The 17282-nt window shown below is 56.4% G+C and carries 16 protein-coding genes; 8 read left to right on the top strand and 8 right to left on the bottom strand.

Annotated elements, in window-relative coordinates:
- Positions 1-7 precede the first annotated feature (7 nt).
- Complete coding sequence (locus JAO32_RS01350) at positions 8-247, bottom strand: hypothetical protein (protein WP_334236749.1); 240 nt, start codon at positions 245-247, stop codon at positions 8-10.
- A gap of 38 nt (positions 248-285) precedes the next feature.
- Positions 286-1272: an AraC family transcriptional regulator gene (locus tag JAO32_RS01345; RefSeq protein WP_334236748.1), complete on the bottom strand. Its 987-nt coding sequence runs from the start codon at positions 1270-1272 to the stop codon at positions 286-288.
- Between the two features lie 239 nt (positions 1273-1511).
- Between JAO32_RS01345 and JAO32_RS01340 the strand changes: the two genes are divergently transcribed.
- Complete coding sequence (locus tag JAO32_RS01340) at positions 1512-1679, top strand: hypothetical protein (protein WP_334236747.1); 168 nt, start codon at positions 1512-1514, stop codon at positions 1677-1679.
- Positions 1680-1721: 42 nt separating this feature from the next.
- Here JAO32_RS01340 and JAO32_RS01335 read toward each other — a convergent pair whose 3' ends face one another.
- Both JAO32_RS01335 and JAO32_RS01330 read right to left on the bottom strand, forming a co-directional pair.
- Positions 1722-2141: a helix-turn-helix transcriptional regulator gene (locus JAO32_RS01335; protein ID WP_334236746.1), complete on the bottom strand. Its 420-nt coding sequence runs from the start codon at positions 2139-2141 to the stop codon at positions 1722-1724.
- Between the two features lie 68 nt (positions 2142-2209).
- Positions 2210-5566 (bottom strand): TonB-dependent receptor, encoded by a 3357-nt coding sequence (locus JAO32_RS01330; RefSeq protein ID WP_334236745.1) that lies wholly within the window; start codon positions 5564-5566, stop codon positions 2210-2212.
- 338 nt (positions 5567-5904) lie between these two features.
- Here JAO32_RS01330 and JAO32_RS01325 point away from each other — a divergent pair, with 338 nt between their 5' ends.
- The 7 genes from JAO32_RS01325 (at position 5905) to JAO32_RS01295 (ending at position 13688) form a co-directional block, all read left to right on the top strand.
- Complete coding sequence (locus JAO32_RS01325; RefSeq protein ID WP_334236744.1) at positions 5905-6429, top strand: (2Fe-2S)-binding protein; 525 nt, start codon at positions 5905-5907, stop codon at positions 6427-6429.
- Complete coding sequence (locus JAO32_RS01320) at positions 6429-8909, top strand: xanthine dehydrogenase family protein molybdopterin-binding subunit (protein ID WP_334236743.1); 2481 nt, start codon at positions 6429-6431, stop codon at positions 8907-8909. Before JAO32_RS01325 ends, JAO32_RS01320 begins: the two co-directional genes overlap by 1 nt.
- A 24-nt stretch (positions 8910-8933) precedes the next feature.
- The gene (gene moaA, locus JAO32_RS01315) at positions 8934-10019 is read left to right on the top strand and encodes a GTP 3',8-cyclase MoaA (protein ID WP_334236742.1); all 1086 of its coding nucleotides are present in this window, start codon (positions 8934-8936) and stop codon (positions 10017-10019) included.
- A gap of 164 nt (positions 10020-10183) precedes the next feature.
- The gene (locus tag JAO32_RS01310) at positions 10184-11386 is read left to right on the top strand and encodes a sensor histidine kinase (protein ID WP_334236741.1); all 1203 of its coding nucleotides are present in this window, start codon (positions 10184-10186) and stop codon (positions 11384-11386) included.
- A complete protein-coding gene (locus tag JAO32_RS01305; RefSeq protein WP_334236740.1) occupies positions 11367-12122 on the top strand; it encodes a LytR/AlgR family response regulator transcription factor in 756 nt (251 codons plus the stop codon). The genes JAO32_RS01310 and JAO32_RS01305 overlap by 20 nt, the downstream gene beginning before the upstream one ends.
- A gap of 143 nt (positions 12123-12265) precedes the next feature.
- Positions 12266-12829, top strand: coding sequence for an RNA polymerase sigma factor (locus JAO32_RS01300; RefSeq protein ID WP_334236739.1), 564 nt, complete (start codon positions 12266-12268; stop codon positions 12827-12829).
- 37 nt (positions 12830-12866) lie between these two features.
- Positions 12867-13688: an NIPSNAP family protein gene (locus JAO32_RS01295; protein WP_334236738.1), complete on the top strand. Its 822-nt coding sequence runs from the start codon at positions 12867-12869 to the stop codon at positions 13686-13688.
- Positions 13689-13875: 187 nt separating this feature from the next.
- Here the strand turns inward: JAO32_RS01295 and JAO32_RS01290 are convergent, their stop codons facing one another.
- From JAO32_RS01290 to JAO32_RS01275, 4 genes are all read right to left on the bottom strand, one after another.
- The gene (locus tag JAO32_RS01290; RefSeq protein ID WP_334236737.1) at positions 13876-14451 is read right to left on the bottom strand and encodes a cupin domain-containing protein; all 576 of its coding nucleotides are present in this window, start codon (positions 14449-14451) and stop codon (positions 13876-13878) included.
- A gap of 257 nt (positions 14452-14708) precedes the next feature.
- On the bottom strand, positions 14709-15755 hold the full coding sequence (locus tag JAO32_RS01285) for a lactate/malate family dehydrogenase (RefSeq protein WP_334236736.1): 1047 nt from the start codon (positions 15753-15755) through the stop codon (positions 14709-14711).
- Between the two features lie 67 nt (positions 15756-15822).
- Entirely contained in the window at positions 15823-16515 is a 693-nt protein-coding gene (locus JAO32_RS01280; RefSeq protein WP_334236735.1) for a hypothetical protein, read from the bottom strand.
- Between the two features lie 52 nt (positions 16516-16567).
- The gene (locus JAO32_RS01275; protein ID WP_334236734.1) at positions 16568-17278 is read right to left on the bottom strand and encodes a hypothetical protein; all 711 of its coding nucleotides are present in this window, start codon (positions 17276-17278) and stop codon (positions 16568-16570) included.
- Between the last annotated feature and the right edge of the window lie 4 nt (positions 17279-17282).

The raw sequence follows: 17282 nt of genomic DNA, 5'->3' as shown, positions 1-17282 counted from the left end.
GCAGTAGCTAACGACCCGTGATCTTCTCCAAATGCTCGGGATAACGATCTCCATCAAGCGGAGCTTTGGCAAGCGCCTGAGTGATCTCATCCATGTCTGATGATGTCAATTCGATCGAGGCTGCCCCGAGATCTTCCTCCAAACGAGAAAGCGCGATCTGAGCCGCTGTGACCTTCTTCTGTAAGGCGAGGTCTCCTTCAACGAAGTGCCATCCATGCGACCATGGAGCGACGATGTCATATGGCAAATGATGTAAGGCTTTATTCAGTCTCCTTCGCTTGGTAACTAGTTGACTTTCGTGTTGCGGTGGGTCTCGCGCCACTGGCCGGGAGGAATGCCTTCCCAGGTCCTGAATGCACGGACGAATGAATTCGAATCCTCGAAGCCAAGGAGGTACGCGGCCTCGTTCAACTCCAAAACAGAATTGCCGAGGTAGTAGCGAGCCATCTGGTGGCGCGCCTCATCGAGCACGCGTTGATAGCTCGATCCAGCTTCCTGAAGCTTTCGCTGCAACGTTCGCGAACTCATGTGCAGGTCGCGAGCGACGTCTTCTACAGCAGGCCGATGGCCGGTCAGCCGGTGCTGAATCGCGCCGAGGACAAGTTCGGTAAAGCTGTCTTCGGTGCGCTGCCTTAGCTCCTCATCAAACTGTGGTGCCAGCATGTCAAGCAACTCCGCATTGCGCGTTACGAAGGGACAGTTCCGATCTGCAGCGCGGAAAACGATGGCGTTTTGCGAAGCTCCCGTAGCAACCTGGCAGCCGAAGTGCCTTTCGAGCAGCCTAATATGGGTCCTCGGTTGGACTAACTCCAGTCGTAAGGGAGTAATTCTCGTACCGCTCCCATGACGAGCAATCGTCTGAATCCAGGCGAAGCAATACTCGGTGAGTGTCGTTGGCTCCTCCTCAACCGCGAGAGTCCAGCGAAACCGGATGCGCCACTCCTCCTCATCACTCTCGTGCAGCATTTCCTCGGGGCACGTGAGCTGCTTATAGCGTGCCATGTGGTCTATGGCCGCACCAAAGCTTTCGGTTGACAGCGCAGCAATCCCGCTGGGATGGAAGCGTTCGGTCCGGTTCTCAGTTCCGAGCTTGAGACCTATAGCTGGATCTTTGCTGATCTGACCAATGGCTCTCCAAAGCGCGAAAAGCTCTTCCGTATCGACAAGCACCCGCGCTTGCTGGAACAGGTCGAGCGGAAGTCCCGCCTGACGCAGCACGCGTGCGACAGGCACTTCCAACTCTTCTAGCTTGAGCGCCAGTCGACCGGGCACACGGAAGTGCTTATTCACTGCAGAGCCTCGCCGGATTCTGGAATTGTTCCGCTCATGATGATCCTCGTCAGTGTGTACGTTTCTGAATGACATAGGCCGTCAAGGGACTGGCTTCCATTTCACGATAGCGACGCGGAACTCATTCGCCCATGCGAAACGCGCCAAAGTACCTTCAGATCGCGCCAGCTCTTTTTTGTAAAGGGAACCCGAAGCAAGAACGGAGTCAGGATCGAAGGCTTGTGTTGTTGTTGCCGTTCGGATATTCATACGGCAAAGAAGTAGCGCACCCCGCGATCGTCGAAGCGCATGGAAGCAACATCCTCGGTCGTTTAGATGTTGAACCCATCCCCCGCAACATTACGATCCGTGCGCCAGTTGCCGCAACGATCACATTACTCAGCGACTAAGCAATAGAAGGCGCCACGACTTACCCCTAGAATCGATACGGCTCAATACGCTTCTAATCGTTCAATCATCACATCCGTGGATTTCACCAATGCTGCCGCGGTATCGCCCTTCTTTAGATCGAGATCGCGTGCCGCATCTGCGGTGATGATGCTGTTGATATGCTGGTCGCCGATGGCGATAACCACCTGGGCCAACAGCCCTTCAATCCGCACACTCACGATTTTGCCAACGAGCTGATTACGTCCGGAGACGCGACGGAAACGTTCGCGCGATTCCGTCGTTGGTTTCGCTTTGTCTGTCGCGAGGAATGGCTTGAGCGCTGCCTGCTCGATACGGTGATGTCCACCAGGTGTGACTGCCGTTGGAAGCTTGCCGGAAAGTATCCACTGCTTAATGGTGGGATAGCTGATGCCAAGCATTCGCGCAGCTTCGCGAGGTGTAAGCGGAGGAACAGTAGCCATGAAGGTATTGTGCATCTTCGGCGGATAAAGAGGAGGTACGATTCGCTCGTCCTCCCCCCTCTCCAGGCTTACCGGCTGAACCGAATGGCAAACTGCGCGACACGTGGATCTGTCACGGTTGCTGTAATCGTGCCGAAGGCTGCTGTGCCAAAGGCTCCACTGGGTTGCGCGTAGCCGGGAGTATTGGTGATGTTGAAGAGTTCCGCACGAAGTTCGAAATCGGTCTTATCGCCAAGCATGGTGTGCTTTACGAGAGACAGATCGGCATCGCGATAGGCCGGACCACGGACAGGGTTGCGGCTGGCGTTGCCGAACTGGAACTGCGGTGTCGTGGTGAATGCCGCAGTGTTGAAGAAGTGCGTAACCGGTCGTGCGTTCGATGGATTGGATGGGTTAGCGATCATGTTGGGGCGCATGAGTGCAACGCCGGCAAAGCTGTTGGTATTGGTGGACTGAGTCACCGTCACTGGCATGCCGCTTTGCAGGGTCATGACAGCATTCAGATTCCAACCGCCGAATGCCGCAGTGGCGACGTGATTGCCAATGCGTTTCGGGAAGGCGTAGGTGGCAGATAGCGTCGTCACGTTGGGCATGTCGCCGCTGGAGGAGTCGCGCTCAAGATATGGGCGGTAAGTGTCTGCAGCAATAAGTGAGCTTGAGTTTGGCGAGGAAAGCACCGTCGAGGAAAAGACGGAGGACGCATCGTCGATGAGCTTGCTGTGTGTGTAGGCGAAGAGGAACGAGAGCGAATGTGTGACGCGCTGCTCCACCTTCGCTTCAATGGCGTTGTAGTTTGTCTGCCCCGTGTTGTTGCGATAGATAGAAACGTTCTGAAAACGGGGATAGGGCTTCAGCAACTGACCTGCGGCGATGGTCCTGGTGCCTAAAGGGCTGCTTGCTGGAAGGATGCCGAAGTAGGGATTGGCAACTTGCGCGGTCAGCAATGAGCCTTGCGCCAACTGCGCCGCGGTGAGCTGGTTCAGGTTACTGTCCGGAATGCCCACATGCACGATGTGCGAGCCGACGTAGGCGATATCCACGGAGAGATTGTTTGTGATGGAGCGCTGTACGGCAAGGTTCCACTGCTGTACATAGCCACTGCCTGCCTTGCGTGTGGCGGTATAGACGGACTGACCAAGGCCCGCGTCGGGCGTAAGCGCGATGGGAGAGACAGTGGGTCCACTCGAGAGCTGGAAGGCTTTGGTGTAGCTGTCCGTTGTCTTCTGCTGCACGTTCTGGATAAACGGATACTGCGGCGTGGTGAAAGGTGTGGTGATGCCGCTCTGGTCGATAAAGACGATTCCAAACCCACTCCGAATAATGGTTTTGTTGTTCACGGAATAAGCGAGACCGAAGCGCGGCGCCACGTTGTCCCAATGCAGTTCGCGGGCGGATCGTGGACTGCCATTCACGCCGAGATAGTCAAGCTGTTGCGTGGCGAGGTTGAAGACGGCACCCTGGTTGCGGGTCTCGGTAGATGGCAGGTGAAGCGTCCAGCGAAGCCCCGCATTCATGACAAGGTTTGGCAACATGCGCCAATCGTCCTGCGCGAAGAATTCGTAGATGTAATCACGTGGGCGGATTGTGCGTTGCTGCAGATCAATGGAGAAGGTATCTACTTGGCCCAGTAGGAAGCTTGCGAGTGCATTGCCGCCAGTGCTGGCGGCCGCTGCTGGTGCTGCCGTCGTCGTATTGGTGCCGGTCGTTGTGAACGCAAAAGAGCCAGTCGGGTTGGGCGGAGCGATGGCATTCAGTTCATAGCGGCGCGCGTCAATGCCCGCCTTGAAGCTGTGCGCACCCTTGGTCCAAAGAACGGTGTCGTTGAGTTCACCTACAGCAGTCTGATACTGCGAAAAGGTGCTGGCCGACTGGCCGAGCTGGGTGAAGCCGGTAATGGTGAAGAGTGGCAGCGCGTTATTAAACGCGGCATTCGTCGGAATGCCGGGAATACCCAGTGCATTGGAGGCAGTGTTGTTGAGGGTAGTGCCGGCCTGCGTGTTGCCTCGGCGCGTATAGCCAATGTGCAGGTTGTTCACGATCGTGGGCGAAAAAGTGTGGGTTTCGCTAAGCACGATCTGTTGGCCGGTGATGTGGGTCAGGCCAGCAACATTACCGGAGTTGATGACGGAACCGGTGATTGCGCCGGAGCCATCAGGGAGTGGCGTGGCCGGCTGTTCTACCTCGTGGTAGTAGCTGTAGCGTGCGAATGCCCGGTCATGCTGACCACGTGCGCCATCAATGCGGATATCGAACTGTTGCTGGTGATCGTCGTCGTTAGCAACGCGGCTGTAGTTGTTGGCTGCCCCTGAAGTGGTAGGCAACGGGTAACGTGCCAGCAGAGCCACGGCGGTGGGATCAAGCGGCGTGGTGATCGTGTCGTTAGGAAATTCACTACGGGTGAGGCGGCCACCGACCGTGGTGGTGGTGCTGGGGTCGTAGATTTTGCTGACGCCACTGAAGTTTCCGGCACGCTCGTTGAGCGTAGGCACCGTCGAGATGCGAGTGACGCCGATGCGCTGAAGAATGCCCTGGTAGTCGGCAAAGAAGAAGAGTCTGTCGTGAAGCGCGGGTCCGCCGAGAGTCGCACCGAAAAGATTGCGGCGGTACATCGGCTTGCGCGATCCGGCGGTAGTGAAGACATTGCGTGCGTTGAACGCTTCGTTGCGGATGTACTCAAAGAGGCTGCCATGGAATGCGTTGCTGCCGGAGCGTGTGCCCACATTCACGACACCGCCGTTGAAGCGACCGAACTCGGCGGGTACGTTGTTAGCTTCCACTGTGAACTCGGCGATGTCGTCGAGGATGGGAAAGAAGGCGACTTGCCCAGGTTCAGGCTGGAGCGCGCTGATGCCGTCAAAAAGATACTCGTTCGTACGCGGACGGCCACCGTTGATGCGTGGCAGCAGCGTGCCGGGTGGAAGGGCTACTCCAGGAGCAAGCTGCGCGAGTTGAATAAAATTACGCGAATTGAGCGGTAACGCCTGAATGGTGCCGCCGGCAATGGTGGTGGCAATGTTGCTGGTTTGCGACTGCAGCAACGGAGCATCCGCGTTCACGGTGACAGCGTCAGCGCCGCTGACGGCAAGCGGCAGATCAAGACCAGCTGTCTGGCCCGTAGTGATGGTGATTCCTGTCTGCCTATAGTGGGCGAAGCCCGTCCTCTCGACATCGAGCGCATAAACACCGGAGACAAGTTGCGGGAAGTCATAGAGCCCCTCCGACGTGGTGACGGCTTCCTGTGTAACGCCCGTCGCGATCTGGGTCAATGTGACATGGGCACCGGAGAGAGCAGAGCCGGACGGATCGAGAACGCGCCCCTTGAGTTCCCCGGCGATCTGGGCATGGAGCGTGCAGGATGTGACTGTGCATGCAGCCAGCGCAAGTGCGGTTAGGCGATGGTTGAGGGAGAACCGCTTGAAAGCCATAATACGAATTTAAACGTATCAATTCATCTATCTGTACGGAAAGCGACGAGCCGGTATTTCGAACTTGGCAAACAGTCCGATTTCGGTGGCGAACGGTTTATCTGCGGCGGTATAACGAAACCTACGTACGCGTCTCTTCGGGGGACTATTTAGCCCTCCCGAACGTAGCGTTCACCCCTCGATCTGTTCCGTTCGCCAGAAAAGCGACTTTCGCGTTTGAGGGAGGGGTAGGGTAGTAGACCCAGAGAGCATGAGAACGGGATTCTCTCTTCTTACTTTTCGACGCGGTGAAATCGCGCGTGGCCACGTAAGTTAAGTGCAGATCCGGGAGGTTTTGGATGCAGACCATCAAGGTAAACGGCAAGATGCGTGAGGTTAACTCTTCGCAAGACACTCCGCTGCTGTACGTGCTGAAGGACGAATTGGGTGTCTCGAGTCCTCAATTCGGTTGTGGGCTTGCACAGTGCGGAGCCTGCTCCGTGCTACTGGATGGCAAGGAGATACGTTCCTGTATCACGCCCGTCTCTCAGGCTACGGGTAAGGAAGTAACCACGTTGGAAGGGCTGCCCGAGCGTTGGGCCATGCACCAGAATCTTTCTCCTTCCAAAGCAAAGGGTGTTCTCCATCCGGTTCAGGAAGCCTGGATTGAGCAGCAAGTTCACCAGTGCGGATTCTGCCAGAGCGGCATGATGATCAAGGCAACTGAACTGCTGGAAAGCAAGCCGAATCCTACCCTGGATGAAATCAAAGAAGCATTCACTACATCCGGCCCCTCTCCTCACCTCTGCCGCTGTGGCACGTACCTCGCCATCGTCGATGCGGTACGCCATGCCTCTAACCTGATGACCAAAGGAGTTGCGTGATGGAACAGCTTCTCGAAGCACTTACAGGCGAGACATTTGAAACGAAGCTGGAACCGATCACAACAGACGTGTACGGTGCGGCACTCACACGCCGTGGCTTTGTAAAGGCAGGCGGCGCGCTTCTTGTGGGCTTCGGCCTGTTGCGCGGTGGTGTTGCGAAGGCGAGCGTGCTTCGTGCTGACGGCAACGCGTTCGACGCATCACTGCCGCAGTCCTGGATCGAGATACGCCCGGACAACACCGTGCTGTACCGCACCGGCAAGAGCGACTTCGGTCAGGGCACCATCTACACCGCATACAAGCAGATCATTGCAGATGAGCTTGACGTCACGTTCGAGGCCATCACGACGGTCGTGACTGCCGACACGGACACAACGCCTGAAGGCGGCGGCACATTTGGTCTGCTCGGTGAAGGCACGCCGAATATCCGCAAGGCTGCAGCTTATACGCGAGAGGCACTTCTGCAGTTAGCTTCACAGCGTCTTGGTGTACCAAAGGAGCAACTGAAAGTCGCCGATGGTGTTGTCTCCGGCGGTGGCAAGCAAGTTTCATACGGCGACCTGGTCAAAGATCAGAATCTGGAACTCACCATTCCAGTAGGCGGCGACCTCACCAGCATCTTCGGTTTGCGCATCACGGGCAATCCGCCGCTCAAGCCCGCCAGCGAAATGAAAGTCGTAGGCAAGAGCTATAAAAACAGCAACATCAGCAGTAAGGCGAAGGCCGAAGAGTTGTGGATCACCAATGTCAAACTGCCAGGCATGCTGCACGCTCGTGTAATTCATCCAGCGACACTTGGTTCCCACCTGGTAGAAGCGGGCAAGGTGGACACCGCAAAGTTCCCGAATACGCAGCTGATCGTAAAGGGTGATTTGGTCGCTGTGGTCGCGCCTACCGAGTGGGAAGCGATCCAGGCTTCATGGCAGGTTGCAGGTAAGACGAAGTGGACAGAGTGGAAGGGCCTGCCCGGCAAGGACAAGGTCTGGGATCATCTCCGCAACGACTCCGATTGGAAGACTGCGCCGGTTGCAAGAGGCCGCAAGAACAAAGGCGATACAGCAACAGCAATGCCAGCTGCACCCAAGAAGCTGGAAGCCACCTATCGACTGCCATACTGGAAACACGCGCCCATTGGTCCAACGCTCGCAGTCGCCGATTACAAGACGGATGGCTCTGTAACAGTGCACGCACATACGCAGAATGCACAGGCATTACGCGGGCAGATCGCGAAGATGCTGGGGACGTCGGTGAACAACGTTGTCGTCAAGACATACTCCGGTGCTGGACACTACGGCCGCTCAAATGGCGGTAACTCCGGTGCGGAGGACGAAGCTGTCATCCTGTCGAAAGAGCTGGGCAAGCCGGTTCGTGTTCAGTGGATGCGCAATGACGATATGCAGTGGTCAACACAGTCCCCCATCGCGTTTGCAGATGTGAGGATCGGCCTGAATGCTGACGGGAAGATCGCGGCATATGAGATCGACCACTTCATGCCAGCCATGCAGGACGACCGGATGATTGGTGCTGTCATTGCCGGATTACCCACGATGAACGCGCCAAGCGAGAAGGGCGGACCTCTCAACGGCATCGCCAATGGACCTTCGGATCAATGGCTGTACGACACTGTTCCAAATCTTGCAGAGCGTGCCCACGGCACCTACCAGGTAGGGCAGAAAGCGTCGCCCGTAGCGATTGGCCTTCGTGATCACTCCATGCGTACGCCCGGTCAATTTCAGCAAAACTTCCCACGCGAAATGGCCATGTCTGAGGCCGCGGGCCTGGCAGGTGCGGACCCGCTGCAGTTCCGTCTGGATCACGCGAAAGACGAGCGGCTGATCAATGTCCTGAAACGCTTGCGAGAAGAGTCCGGATGGGAGACTCGTCCGACTCCGGCTCCAACAGCAACCTCGATGGGTACTGGCGTTGTGCGTGGCCATGGTGTTTCTGCGATGTTGCGTTCCGGAACATATTGGGGATGCGCGTGTGAGGTTTCCATAACACTGGCGACAGGCGCTGTGAAGGTGGATAAATACACGGTCGTTCTCGATCCGGGTATCGTCGTCAATCCTGAGCAACTCAAGCGGCAAGCTCAGGGAGGCGCAATGATGGGTCTCAGCATTGCCTTGCATGAGGAAGTGCCCTTCAATGAAAGTGCCGTCACCGCACAGGACTGGTATTCCTATCCGATCCTGACGATGGCTGAAATCCCAGAGTGCAAGGTAGTCCTGTTGCACCGCCCTGAATTCGGAACAATGGGTCAAGGATCAGAAGCAGCAAACGCACTTGGCGCATCCGCAATCGCATCCGCCGTCTTTGATGCAACCGGAAGCCCCATGCGTCAGATTCCGCTGCGTCCTGCCTATGTGAAAAAGATGCTGGACGCGCGCAACTCGGACACGAACGCAATCCCGCCCCATCATGAGGAACGTAACGACGGCTCAAAGCCCAAGAGCGACGCCCCTGCGGCAAGCACTGTTTAGAGTGCCAGGAAGCAGGCATGGTTGATGGAACAAGCGCAATCCCTGGAAGCGGCTCTCATTGAGCCCTTCCCTCTGGCAGCCGATCACGGTCCGCGACTCCGCGACCGGTTCGGTCGCTGCATTACAGACCTGCGCCTTTCGGTAACAGAGCGATGCAACTACCGTTGTGTCTATTGCCGTACCGGTGAAGAGAGTTTCGACAGCGCAGAGCTTTCGATCGCAGAGTACGAAAGCATTGTGCGACTCATGGTCAGCCTCGGCGTGGAGAAGGTTCGTCTTACCGGTGGCGAGCCGCTATTGCGCGCGGGTCTACTTGACCTGATCCGTCGGCTTTCAAGCCTGAGAACCGCGTATGGACCGGATGACCTGCCCACGGCGACCGGAGCACCGCTTGATCTTGCGATCACAACCAACGGACATCTCCTCGCAAGTATGGCGCACGACCTGAAAAAAGCTGGCCTTAGCCGTATCACCGTCAGCATGGACGCCGTGGATCCAGCCGCCTTTGAGCGCATCACAAGAGTGCCTCGGGCCTATCAACACGTCGTTGATGGTATCCACGCAGCCCAGGATGCGGGCCTAAGTCCAGTCAAAGTGAATTGCGTCTTGCTTCGTGGCTTCAATGACAATCAAATCGAAGGCTTCGCCGAGTTCGCACGGCGGGAAGGTGTGATTCTGCGATTCATCGAGTTCATGCCTCTGGAAGAGGGCCGTATCTGGTCGCCCGAGACGGTTGTGCATGAGGCGGAAATTCTGGAAAGAATCAGCCGTGTGAAGCAATGGATCGAGCTACCACCGAATGCCCTAAGCGAGACAGCCCGCCGCTACGGCTTTGTCGACGGCGTTGGAGAGTTCGGAGTGATTGCGCCCGTCACCAGACCCTTCTGTGGGCACTGCTCCCGCATTCGGGTGACGAGTGACGGCAAGCTGCGCACGTGTCTGTTTTCTCAAATCGATCACGATCTGTTCGGGAGGATCAGGCGCGGTGAATGCAATGCGAGTGTTCGCGCATACATTCGCGGCGTAGTCGACAGTAAGGAACAGCGGCATCACATTGGTGAAGCAGGATTTCTAAAGCCATCACGGTCCATGGTGCACATCGGCGGCTAAGCGTCGCTCACCATAAGGGGCGTGAATCTTGCTGCAAAGACGCGCAATCGATTCACCAACGATTTCGTGCCTTTCATCTTCCACGATGTGCCGTTCGCCAAGAAATCCGTACCTCACATGCATGGTGGTGCATCATGGAAAGACGACGGGAGCTGCCTGCGAGTATGAGTTCGGATCCAATCACGCGTGACGAATCGGTAACGAACCGAACGCTACCGCCCGCAATGGATCGTCCACACTACCCTTCTCTTCGGCTTCTGTTGCTGGCCTGGATTCTCATCGGCGGTATCTCCTATCTTCAAAGCCACTCGATCATCTACCACCCGTCTCGTGTCGATTTCACACAATGGGTGTCATACATCGGCTGCTACCTGCCATGGACATTACTGACCGCGATCACGTTCCGCATGGAAGCACGATTCCCTCTTGGACCGGGCCGATGGCTCACGAACCTGCCCAAGTTGTTTTTGTGCAGCCTCGGCATCAGTCTCGTGTCGTCGCCACTGATGCTGGGATCATTCAGCTTGATGCTCTTCTTATTACGCCGTCCTCTTTGGCATCCTCACTCCCTGTTGCAATGGATCGGTGAGATTCCGCTCGGCGAGCTCTTGTTCTGGGTCAGTATCGCAGCGGCTTACTTCTTGCGAACCACGTATCAACTCCAGAGGCATGAGCAACGTGCCATGCAGCTCGATCTCGAAAAGGCACAACTCGAGACAAGCCTCAATCAGGCGCATTTGGAAGTGCTTCGGTCACGCCTGAATCCTCACTTCCTGTTCAACAGCCTCCAGAACATCTCCATGCTGACGCAACACGATCCGACCACGGCCAGCCGCATGCTCACTCGTTTAGGCGATCTTCTGCGGGCCGTATTGCGACGTGACTCTCAGGCAGAGCACACAGTGTTGGATGAGGTCGAGCTTACGCGGAAGTACACGGCACTGGAACAGATGCGCTTCGGTGACAGATTGCGAGTGGAGTTCTCGATTGCAGCTGACGTATCGCACGCGTTGCTGCCATCGTTCCTATTGCAGCCGCTCGTGGAGAATGCGATTGTGCACGGTCTGCGAGCGTCGCGGAATGTCGGTATCATCTGGATCGACATTCACCGGATTGATGATTCGCTGATCGTATCCGTTTCAGACAATGGAGTTGGTTTACCGACGGATGCAAATCAGGTTAAGTTTGGCTTGGGCCTGGGATCGACTCGTCAGCGTTTGGACCGCATGTTTCCCCACCGTCACACATTCCAGATAGAACGTTCCGCGCAAGAGATCACGACCATACGAATTGAAATACCGTTCCAGATCGATGACGTGAACGATGACGAAGAAGACGAGGCCGCCCATGCGATTGCTCATCGTTGATGACGAACCAGTAATACGTACCGGTATCCGGCATCATCTCGCCTCTCTTCCATGGGTCAATGTCGTTGGTGAGTGCGACTCCGTCTCGGAAGCCGTGAACACTCTTCGAAGCCGCACGGTTGATCTGGTGCTACTGGACGTGCAGATGTCTGACGGAACGGGATTCGACGTGATTCGACGCATCGGTCCGCGATCCATGCCGCCGGTCGTGTTCGTTACCGCATTTGACCACTATGCAATCCAGGCCTTCGAACTCAACGCAGTCGACTACCTCTTAAAACCATTCGACGACACACGCCTGTACCAAAGTCTCGAACGCGTACGCGAGCGTTTTGCAGCGCCCAACACGCTCGTGCAGCAACTGGAATCTCTCCTTGAAGCACGGAATAGCCGATGGCTCCAACGCGTCGTGGTACGCAACGAGGACAGCATCGACCTCGTCCCGGTTGCCACCATCGATTGGATCGAGTCGGCCAACAATTACACGGTGTTGCACTGTGGAGAGCAGACACACATTCTCGGTGAGACGCTAACCAATCTGGAGCAGCGGCTTGATCCGGAAGACTTTCTCAGGATTCATCGCCGAAGAATTGTGCATCTTCCGTGTGTGGTCAGACTGCATCCCATCCCCGGCGGCGTCTATGACGTGGAGTTGCGCAATGGTCAACGTATCCTCACCGGGCGTCAATACCGCGATGCCATTCAGGGACTCCTTCGCAATTCTGTGATTGGGTAGGACACTTGTCACGTTCATTCGCCAAACTTTGCGTACCGTTGGCCACGCAAGCTCTACCGTTCGCGTGTTTGGGGGCAAAAACAGGGTGATTCGCGATACATCTATCTTGTAATGCCCTTCCGCGATTCCAATGGATTGTGACCATGCAACGACAGAATGACGAAGACATGCCCGCGGCTGAACTTCCGTCCTTGTATGTTGAGCACCACCAGGATCTCGTCCGATATCTGCTGCGGCGGACAAAGCAATGGGATCTTGCTGAGGATCTCGCCCAAGAGACGTGGATGCGAGCTTTGACTCGGGGCCATCAATACCGCGGAGAAGTTCCGTACGGCCACTGGTTACGTTCGATCGCCCGAAATCTTCACATCGACTGGGTTCGACATTCCGCGATCCTGCGCCTTCAAAGTCTGGAGCCGGACCTCGAAGGAGAAATTCCACCATTGTCACCCGACCTTCAGCCCTCTGCACTGCAGCAGCTATTGAGCGCAGAAAAATCAGCGTACATCTCGCTCTGCCTGAGGCGGTTGGATCCCGACGCGCAGACACTGATCTTGGAGAAGTTCTACCGGGAGATTCCACTTCGAGAAGTCGCGACTAAATATGCGTTGAACGTCGCCTCCACGAAGTCGAAGATCTATCGAAATTTGAAATCGCTCCGTAAACCACTGCAAGGCTATTTTGCTTCGGATTCCTGGCAGAACTAATGCGAATTGCCGCAAATCATATGAGGAGAATGAAACGATGAAGCAGATTCTGCCTGCGCTTTTGATAGGCACCGCACTTCTAGGAGTTCAGCAGGCACGCACAGTTCATGCACAAGCCGCGTCAACGCCGAAGGTCTATGAACTTCGCATCTATACCGCGACTGCTGGAAGGCTCGCGGATCTCGAGAGCTTGATCGGTAACCAGGGCCTGAGAACATTCGCGAAGCACGGCATCCAGAATGTCTTCGACGGAACCGTACTAGAAGGCGCACCCATCGACGGCGCAGATGCGAGCAACATGCTGGTATGCATCGTTGCGCACAAGGACCGGGCCAACGCAGAGAAAGACTGGACCGATTTCGAAGCCGATCGAATTTGGAAGAACGCGTTAGCAAAGGCTGAAACGAATGGGCCACTGTTGTCAAAACCAACCGCATCACTCCTTCTAGATACCACCGACTTTTCTCCGGCGCTCGAATCCCCAACACCGGCGAGCGCCCCTACACGCATCTTCGAATTGCGCAAATACAACACCGGCCCAGAACGTTTGCAAACGACAGTCGATGAGTTTCAGCAGGGATTAGGGGCCATCCTTGTTGACGTGGGAATGAAGCCAGTCATTTATTGGACCGCGGACAATCGCAGCTCATTTGTGTATCTGATCGCGCACAAAGACCGCGAGACAGCACGTGCATCGTGGGCGGCTTTCGGACCAAAGTTTCGGCCATTCATGGCCGAGTTCAATGCGCGACAGGTCTCCACGACAGCGCCACCATCGGACAGCAATACGCCGCCACGCCGTCGCACACCGGATGACAATCGATTCCTAGTTCCAACAGCGTTCTCCCCCATTCGTTGAAGCTACCTAAAGAGTGGCAGTTCGCACGATTCATTGCTGGCAACTCATAGTGTTTTTCCTTGGTAGGCTTTCGCTGGTGCGCCTCCGCGTTCAACGTGGCATGTGCGTCAATACATCCGTTTTCATCTCAGTTTGATCCTCTGTTTGACGCTCTTGCACAGTTACCAGAAAGGCATGGAGCACCTGTTCAGGTCGGCAGGATCCCGAGAATGCTGATACTGTTCTGCTCGCACAGTGCACCTAGTCTCTTGAGATCGGGTGGTGTTGCTGCGGGTAAGTTGTGGCGATCCCAAACGGGCGTTGCCATCTCAAGCATCATGCTCACGAAACCGACCTTGCCGCCGGGAATTACATGGATCAAAACTTTGGAGCCGTTCGCGCTGCTAACTCGGAATCCATGAGGGACTCCTCGCGGGAGAAAAATGTAACTTCCCGGACCAGCCACAATCTTTTCGCCATTACGGATAACGGTGATTTCGCCTTCCAACACGTAGAACGCCTCATCTTCGTCGTGATGGATATAGTAAGGAGTTTCCAGTTCCGGAGGTGCGCTGAGATGGATCAGCGAATATGCTCCCTCGCCCGATTCGTTATGCGCCAACAAAAGATGGAGGGCGTTCAGAAACCAATAAGCAGGTGCATTGTCCAAGTTGACGCTAAGCGATTCTGGAAACATAAATTCGGGTTCCTTCTGTTTTGCGTTGGCGTGTCGCTTCGATTCGAACTTCATCGATTCGTCGGGATCGACGTCGTTCACAAACATGCGTTGACGACTCTAGGGCAAGCGTATCGTTTGGATTGGATCCGAGAACATAGCGGACGCTACACGAAACGAGCATGTGGAAGCGCACACGTTCCACGTTCCCGCGGATGGCTGTAACGTGCCACCCATGGGATTGGCGACCTGTGTTCCGTCGGAGAGGAGATGCCGTGCTTAGCAGAGGAAAGTGAAGATCCACCATTGCACAATGGAATCGGGTCCCGCCAACACCTGAAAGCGCGTTCGCCAAGTCAATTGAACTAGACGCAGTCTGAAAGAGCGGCTTGGATACCTTGGAATGATGTGATCAGTTGCTCTGCCTCAAGGTTCTGTTCGTGAGCGTAGGTATGTAATGCCCATCCTTTGGCGCCAATCGTCACCGGCACACCTAGCGGCCCAAACATGTTGTGGAGTTCACCCTGCAAAAGTACCTGGGCGTGAACGCAGCGACCATCGTCTGCTTTCCATGCCTGGAGTAAGTTCAGGACTGCATTCGCGGTCGCGTTGGGTGTGGAGTGAATGGCTCGAGCTGTGACGAATGGCTCCACGAAGATGCGTGCATCCGGGAGGGCGGCCTCGGCAAGGTGATAAGCGGAGGCGATATCTTCTTTCTGAAGCTGTTGCATCAGGGCTTGCTGGAGCACCTCCACTCGCTGCATCAGGGGCGCGATGGTGGCTTGTTGCTTTAGCTCTACCAGATGCTGTTGGATCACTGGGTTACTGCTACGTAGACTGACGGAATCCCATACGGGGATCATGCCGCGTCCATGCTCGCCCCACACGCTGGCGTGGACATCATGACGGCTTACCCCCAGAGACCGTGCAATCGAGCGGGCGAAGCGCAATGAATCCTGCTCCGCACCGATACCCAGGATGCGCTTGCGGTCGATCTTCTGCGCGAGTTCCTGAACGGCAAGCTCCACGGGATTGCTAACAACAAGGTATGTCGCCGTGGGCAGATGCTGCCCACAGGCCGCAGCGATCGCGCGGAAGATAGGAAGATTTGCACGGCCCATGTCGCGACGGTCTGTGCAGCCCGGCGGCATGGGTGCACCCGCAGTTAGAACGACCAGGTCAGCTTCAACATCTTCCATCTGTGGTGCGACATCAATGCAGACGCGGAGATCGTCAAAGGCATCCAGCAGATCGGCACGGATAGCGAGGAGGCGACCATGTGATGCGGGTTCGCCGTGACCAACCAGTTGAATACGATCGCCCGGTTCAAGAATGCCGGAGCGCAGAATGTGGGCGCACAAGGCGCTGCCGACGTAGCCGGAAGCGCCAAGAATTGCAATGGAGATAGACACAGGGATTTCCTTTCGTCATGGCGATGCGAGCGGAGGAAGAAAACTCCGCGGACATGGCCCGGCGCAGTTAGTTGCGTTGCGCCTTCCACGGTGCGTGCTCACCGTGAATGCCGTACATGCCAGACATGCCATCAGCAGTCACCTCACCGCGGAAGGTGAGAACGTCGCGGGTGTCCGTGCTGAACTCAACATGATTGCCGCTGATCCAGCCCTGCAGGTGACCCTTCTGGTGCGGACCATGGAAGGTGCCGGAGAGGATGTTGCCATCCTGGCTGATCTGAACCTGCTTCAGCGAACTGCCCGGCTGCGCCACATTGTAGGCGTAGATGGTCCAGTTACCACTGACGTTATTATTCACGGGCGGCGGTGCGGGAGCAGGCGCTTCCGCCACGTTGGGAGTGGTGGGCTGTGCTGGCGGCGGTGCGGGAGCAGGAGCTTCTGCCACGTTGGGAGTGGTGGGCTGTCCTGGCGGCGGTGCAGCCAGTGCGCCCTCATTGGCATCTGCCTGATCGGCTGCAAGGCCAATCTCCTGGTTTGCCTGTGCCAGCAGTTCCTTAGCACGCGCTGCGTGGCCGCCCAGATGCGATCCGTTGTCGCGCTGCGCTTCACCAATACGGTAGTACGCCTGAATAACGGATTCCTGTGCGCTGGCCAGGTTGCCGTGACGTGAAGGATCAATTGTTACGGAGGGAGCCTGCGCATGGGCTACGGCGTAGCTCATGACGACAAAGCCTAAGAGAGCGATCGTGCGGGATTTCATGATGGTGTCCTTTTCTGATCGAAGTTCGTTCTGCTGCGTGTTGGCGCAGCGATTAGTTCCAAATGGCGGTGATGATCTGGCCCTGCTCATTCAGCAGAAGAGTCATGCGATTGGGGTTCGATTCGAAGGAGCCGAGACCATCGCCCTCGCGAATGACGCGGAGGTTGCGCGGCAGTTCCTCTTCGCGCACGAAGCCAGAAGTTGCACCGGCAGGGATAGCCTGTCCTTTGGCAACGAAGATCTTTCCCTGGCAATCCACGCAGTCCTTCGGTGCGGTGGCAGATACGGCGTAACCAGGCAGCGTGTTCAACGTGACGCGATTTGCTGCGCCGTGAACGCGCACGCCCTTAAATGGGTGGCCCGGTTCGATAGTGAAGATCGCTTCGATTTCGGGATACGCGGCGGGTGCAAAGGTGTCCTGAGGAGCCTCCGCAACCAAGGCAAGATCAAGGATGCCGTCGGCAGGAATGCCACGCGTCAGCGGTACAAGCTGTGCTGATTCCCAGCCTTCGGTGGATGCAAGACCGCGTACGCGAATCACATCCAGCTGTGGTGCGTGCGTACTGCGCATGACTTCCACGCTGGATACCCAGAACAGAGGTGCGGTGCTGGATGGCTTTTGGTTTGAGGCGAAGTCCGGTTGCGGATCGGTAGCGGTTGGGGCAGCGGTCTGCTGCATGGCTTGCGGTGCGCTCTGCGCCAGTAAGCAACCCGTAAGCAGGAGCTTGGCAGAGACGAGTGCTGCGAGTTTGAGTTTCGTCATGGTG

It is taken from the genome of Terriglobus sp. ADX1, assembly GCF_036877645.1.
Classification (GTDB): Bacteria; Acidobacteriota; Terriglobia; order Terriglobales; family Acidobacteriaceae; genus Terriglobus.
Note: the sequence above shows the minus strand (reverse complement) of the source record. Positions and strands in the feature narration are given on the sequence as shown.

What these genes read in the sequence shown, in the direction of transcription:
- JAO32_RS01330 (WP_334236745.1), bottom strand. Translation starts at nt 5,566, where the DNA reads ATGGCTTTCAAGCGGTTCTCCCTCAACCATCGCCTAACCGCACTTGCG.
- JAO32_RS01335 (WP_334236746.1), bottom strand. Translation starts at nt 2,141, where the DNA reads ATGGCTACTGTTCCTCCGCTTACACCTCGCGAAGCTGCGCGAATGCTT.
- JAO32_RS01305 (WP_334236740.1), top strand. Translation starts at nt 11,367, where the DNA reads ATGCGATTGCTCATCGTTGATGACGAACCAGTAATACGTACCGGTATC.
- JAO32_RS01320 (WP_334236743.1), top strand. Translation starts at nt 6,429, where the DNA reads ATGGAACAGCTTCTCGAAGCACTTACAGGCGAGACATTTGAAACGAAG.
- JAO32_RS01290 (WP_334236737.1), bottom strand. Translation starts at nt 14,451, where the DNA reads ATGTTTGTGAACGACGTCGATCCCGACGAATCGATGAAGTTCGAATCG.
- moaA (WP_334236742.1), top strand. Translation starts at nt 8,934, where the DNA reads ATGGAACAAGCGCAATCCCTGGAAGCGGCTCTCATTGAGCCCTTCCCT.
- JAO32_RS01300 (WP_334236739.1), top strand. Translation starts at nt 12,266, where the DNA reads ATGCAACGACAGAATGACGAAGACATGCCCGCGGCTGAACTTCCGTCC.
- JAO32_RS01310 (WP_334236741.1), top strand. Translation starts at nt 10,184, where the DNA reads ATGAGTTCGGATCCAATCACGCGTGACGAATCGGTAACGAACCGAACG.
- JAO32_RS01325 (WP_334236744.1), top strand. Translation starts at nt 5,905, where the DNA reads ATGCAGACCATCAAGGTAAACGGCAAGATGCGTGAGGTTAACTCTTCG.
- JAO32_RS01295 (WP_334236738.1), top strand. Translation starts at nt 12,867, where the DNA reads ATGAAGCAGATTCTGCCTGCGCTTTTGATAGGCACCGCACTTCTAGGA.
- JAO32_RS01280 (WP_334236735.1), bottom strand. Translation starts at nt 16,515, where the DNA reads ATGAAATCCCGCACGATCGCTCTCTTAGGCTTTGTCGTCATGAGCTAC.
- JAO32_RS01275 (WP_334236734.1), bottom strand. Translation starts at nt 17,278, where the DNA reads ATGACGAAACTCAAACTCGCAGCACTCGTCTCTGCCAAGCTCCTGCTT.